This is a genomic window from Actinosynnema sp. (genome assembly GCF_052038725.1).
On sequence record NZ_JBQGCX010000108.1, the window covers coordinates 1 to 3,585 of the forward strand.

Genomic DNA, 3,585 nt, shown 5'->3' on the forward strand with positions numbered 1-3,585 from the left:
CGCCTCGCGAACCCCGGCGTCGGCTCCGGCCGCAGCCCGATCGACACCAGGTAGGCCGGACCCGCACTGGTGCGGCTCCGGGGACGGGGGCGCCCCCGGTCCGGAGTGGACCGGGGGCGTTCCCCTTTTCCGCTCGGTGACAGGGGGTCAGCGCGCGGCGGCGGTGTTGGTGAGCGTGCCGAGGCCGTCGATGGTCACCGAGACGCGCTGCCCCGGCCGCATCGGGCCGACGCCCGCCGGGGTGCCGGTGAGGATGACGTCCAGCGGGCGCAGGGTCATCACCGTGGAGATGAACGAGATCAGCGCCGGGATGTCGTGCACCAGCTGGGAGGTGCGGCCGTCCTGCTTCACCTCGCCGTCCAGCTCGGTGCGGATCGCGACGTCGGTGGGGTCGAACTCGGTCTCCACCCACGGGCCCAGCGGGCAGAACGTGTCGTAGCTCTTGGCGCGGGTGAACTGCACCTCGGAGCGCTGGATGTCGCGGGCGGTGACGTCGTTGGCGATGGTGTAGCCGAGGACCGAGCCCATGGCGCGCTCGACCGGGATGTCCCGGCCGCCGACGCCGATGACCACGGCCAGCTCGCCCTCGAACTCGACGCGCTCGGAGGCGGCCGGGAGGCGGATCTCGGCGTTCGGGCCGACGACGGTGGTGTTGGGCTTGAGGAAGATCAGCGGCTCGGCCGGGACCTCGTTGCCCAGCTCGGCGGCGTGGTCGGCGTAGTTGCGGCCGACGCAGACGATCTTGGGCGGGAGGAACGGGGCCAGCAGGCGGACGTCGGCCAGCGGCCAGCGGCGACCGGTGAAGGTCGGCTTGCCGAACGGCTCGTCGGCGATCTCAGCCGCGACCAGGTCGTCGCCCTCCCCCTCGATGGCGGCGAAGGCGAGACCGTCTGGCTGGGCGATACGGGCGATGCGCACGGAGTTCACCCTAACCGGCGGTGGGCGCGGGTGCCCGCCCCGCCTAGCGTCGGCTCATGGAACCCCTGCGCGGACCCCGCCTCCGCTCCCCCGCCCGGTCAGCCCTGCTGATCGCAGTGCTCCTGCTGCTCGCCGCGAGCCCGGCCGCCGCGGCGACCACGCTGCAGATCGGCACGACCGTCCGGTTGGCCTCGGACGAGCAGTGCGCCAACGGCTTCAACGTCGAGGACCACCTGCTGCTGCCGCCCGACTGCGTGCCGAGGGCGCAGGGGGTGAACCCGATCGGCGTGGCCGTCCGGAGCGCCGAGGGCGAGACGATCGCCCGGATCACGCAGGCCAGCGGCAGAGTGGTGCTGGCCAGGCAGGTCCAGGGGGTGACCGTCACCAGGGTGCCCGTGGTGCAGCACACCGGGACCCGGATCACCGGCGCGACGGCGGCCGGGATCGGCAGGCGGGTGTGCGTGCTCAGCCGGGTCGGCGGAACGCTGTGCGGGCCGGTGGTGGCGCTGAACCGGACGGTGAACTGGGCCGGGGGGACCGTGACCGGGCTGTCCGAGGTGCGGGTGTGCGCGAGCGGGCCGTGGGACTGGGCGCCGGTGGTCGACGGGTCGCTCGCCGTGGGGCACGTGCTCGGCGGCGCCGGGTGCTCGGTGTACTTCCTGCCGATCGCGCCGCTGCTCGCCTCGGGCGGGCTGCGGCTGGCGCTGTAGCGCCGGGAGGGGGCGGCCCGGTCGGCGCCGCCCCCGTCCCACGGCTCAGACCAGCGCGGACGCGTGCGCGGCCTTGTGCGCCAGCGCGTCGCACAGCGCCAGCCAGCTCGCCTCGACGATGTTGCCGTGCACCCCGACCGTGGTCCACTCGCGCTCGCCGTCGGTCGAGTTCACCAGCACCCGCGTCACCGCCTCGGTGCCGCCTGCGCCGTCCGCGTCCCGCCCGTCACCGGACAGGATGCGGACCTTGTAGTCGTTGAGCTTCACCGCGTCCAACCAGGACAGGTGCGGCAGCAGCGCCTTGCGCAGGGCCCCGTCCAGCGCGTGCACCGGGCCGTTGCCCTCCGCCGTGGCGATCACCCGCTCGCCGCCCACGTGCACCTTCACCGTCGCCTCGGAGACGATCTCGCCGTCCGAGCGGTGGTCGAGCACGACGCGGTAGGACTCCAGGGTGAACGGCGGGGCGTCCAGTTCGGACAGCTCGTCGCGCAGCAGCAGCTCCAGCGACGCGTCGGCCGCCTCGAACGACCAGCCGCCCGCCTCCAGCTCCTTGACCTTGCGGACGGCGCTGGTCAGGGCCTCGGGGTTGGCCGCGAGGTCCACGCCCAGCTCCCGCCCCTTCAGCTCCAGGCTCGCCCGCCCGGCCATCTCGGTGACCAGGATCTTCATGCCGTTGCCGACCACCTCCGGGTCGATGTGGTTGTACAGCAGGGGGTCGACCTTGATCGCGCTCGCGTGCAGGCCCGCCTTGTGGGCGAAGGCCGACGACCCGACGTAGGCCTGGTGGGTGTCGGGTGCGATGTTGGCGATCTCGGCGAGGGCGTGCGAGACGCGGGTGAGCTCCCCCACGGCCCCCTCCGGCAGGACCGGCATCCCCAGCTTGGTGACCAGGTTGCCGACCACGGCGAACAGGTCGGCGTTGCCCGCCCGCTCGCCGTACCCGTTCGCGGTGCACTGGACGTGCGTCGCGCCCGCCTGCACGGCCGCGAGGGTGTTCGCCACGGCGCAGGACGTGTCGTCCTGGCAGTGGATGCCGACCCGGAAGCCGGTGCGGGCGAGGACGTCGGCGACCACCTCGGCCAGGCCGAGCGGCAGCTGGCCGCCGTTGGTGTCGCACAGCACCACCACGTCGGCCCCGCCGGTGACGCCCGCCTCCAGCACGCGCAGCGCGGTGTCCGGGTCGTGCGCGAAGCCGTCGAAGAAGTGCTCGGCGTCCAGGAACACCCGGCGGCCGTTGTCCACCAGGTGCTTGACGGTGTCGTGGACCATGGCGAGGTTCTCGGCGGCGTCGGTGCGCAGGGCGCGCTCCACGTGCCGCAGGTCCGACTTGGCCACCAGGGTGACCACGGGGGCGCCGGAGTCGAGCAGGGCGCGCACCTGCGGGTCGTCCTGGACCTTCACGCCCGCCTTGCGGGTGGCGCCGAACGCGACCAGCTGGGCGTTGGCCAGCTCCAGCTCGCCGGAGGCCGCGCGGGCGAAGAACTCGGTGTCCTTGGGCATCGCGCCCGGCCAGCCGCCCTCGATGAAGCCGACGCCCAGCCCGTCCAGCAGGCGCGCCACCTGGAGCTTGTCGGTGACGGAGTAGGTGATGCCCTCGCGCTGTGCGCCGTCCCGGAGGGTGGTGTCGTAGACGTGGAAGCTATCGCCGAGCGTGGTCACGGTGTGTTCTCCTGCGGGCGGGCTTGGTCGGGTTTGTCGAGAAAACAAAAAGACCCCCCGCTGGGATGCGAGAGGTCTGCGCGCCGGTGGCGGGTGCTCGGGGCACTCAACCGGCGCGCTGCTCGATAATCACGGCGACGTGGACAGCCATGCCCGCATGGTGCCACAGGCCGCGGGGGCGTACCAAGCTCCGGGCGGAGTTTCCCACCAGGTGGGTTACGCGATCGCTCGTTCGCAGGTCGGGGGCGGGTGGCGGGTGCGAGGGGGTCACCCGGACGGGCGGCGGGGTGGCCGGTCG

The 3,585-nt window shown here is 73.3% G+C and carries 3 protein-coding genes; 1 reads left to right on the forward strand and 2 read right to left on the reverse strand.

The features are described from left to right. Nucleotides 1-147: 147 nt before the first annotated feature. The gene (locus ACTUAL_RS02110) at nt 148-918 is read right to left on the reverse strand and encodes a fumarylacetoacetate hydrolase family protein (protein ID WP_096498066.1); all 771 of its coding nucleotides are present in this window, start codon (nt 916-918) and stop codon (nt 148-150) included. 56 nt (nt 919-974) lie between these two features. On the opposite strand from ACTUAL_RS02110, the gene ACTUAL_RS02115 reads away from it, so the two are divergent. Continuing rightward, nucleotides 975-1,628 (forward strand): hypothetical protein, encoded by a 654-nt coding sequence (locus ACTUAL_RS02115; protein WP_440899074.1) that lies wholly within the window; start codon nt 975-977, stop codon nt 1,626-1,628. 45 nt (nt 1,629-1,673) lie between these two features. Here the strand turns inward: ACTUAL_RS02115 and cimA are convergent, their stop codons facing one another. After that, on the reverse strand, nt 1,674-3,287 hold the full coding sequence (gene cimA, locus ACTUAL_RS02120; RefSeq protein WP_096496672.1) for a citramalate synthase: 1,614 nt from the start codon (nt 3,285-3,287) through the stop codon (nt 1,674-1,676). Nucleotides 3,288-3,585 lie beyond the last annotated feature (298 nt).